The 1,048-nt window shown below is 72.8% G+C and carries 1 protein-coding gene; it reads right to left on the bottom strand.

The genetic code is table 11. The annotated features are described in order from the left end of the window. On the bottom strand, nt 1-1,046 hold a 1,046-nt coding region (gene aroC / locus OF819_RS29000; protein ID WP_267246628.1), incomplete at its 3' end, for a chorismate synthase. Between the last annotated feature and the right edge of the window lie 2 nt (nt 1,047-1,048).

Here is a 1,048-nt window from a genome sequence, read left to right as displayed (position 1 = left end):
ACGGCGCACACATCGGAGCGCTGGTGGTGCGCGGCGGCCGCCTCGCCGGTGGTCACGTCGACCGTCTTCAGCGCGCGCGGCACGGTCGCGATCGGCTTCATCGCCGCCCGCACGCGGAGGAGTTCCCCGGTCGTCAGGCCGCCTTCGGTGCCGCCGGAGCGGCCGGAGGCACGCTTGATGCCGTCCCCGGTCGGGACGATCTCGTCGTGGGCCCGGGAGCCCGGTACGCGGGCGAGGCCGAAGCCGTCGCCGACCTCCACCCCCTTGATGGCCTGGATGCCCATCAACGCGGCGGCCAGCCGGGCGTCCAGCCGCCGGTCCCAGTGCACATGCGAGCCCAGACCCACCGGCACCCCGTACGCCAGCACCTCCACCACACCGCCGAGCGTGTCACCGTCCTTATGCGCCTGATCGATCTCCGCGACCATCGCCTTCGACGCGTCCGCGTCCAGACAGCGCACCGGATCCGCGTCCAGCCGCTCCACATCCCCCGGCGTCGGATACACCCCGTACGGGGCCTTCGCCGCCGCCAGCTCCACCACATGCGAGACGATCTCGATCCCGGCGGTCTCCCTCAGATACGAACGGGCCACCGCCCCCAGCGCCACCCGCGCCGCCGTCTCCCGCGCCGACGCCCGCTCCAGCACCGGCCGCGCCTCGTCGAACCCGTACTTCTGCATCCCCGCCAGATCGGCGTGACCCGGACGCGGGCGGGTCAAAGGAGCGTTACGCGCCAGCTCGGCCAGCACCGCCGGATCCACCGGATCGGCGGCCATGACCTGCTCCCACTTCGGCCACTCCGTGTTCCCCACCATGACCGCCACCGGGGAACCCAGCGTCAGCCCATGCCGCACACCCCCGAGAAAGGTGACCTCGTCCCGCTCGAACTTCATCCGCGCCCCGCGGCCATAACCGAGCCGCCGCCGGGCCAGCGCATCCGCCACCATCGCGGTGGTGATCGGGACACCGGCGGGAAGCCCCTCCAGCGTCGCCACCAGTGCGGGTCCGTGGGACTCCCCCGCGGTCAGCCAGCGCAACCTGCTCAACG

The organism is Streptomyces sp. PR69, from assembly GCF_026420845.1.
Lineage (GTDB): Bacteria > Actinomycetota > Actinomycetes > Streptomycetales > Streptomycetaceae > Streptomyces.
This window is presented reverse-complemented; position numbering and strand designations above follow the sequence as displayed.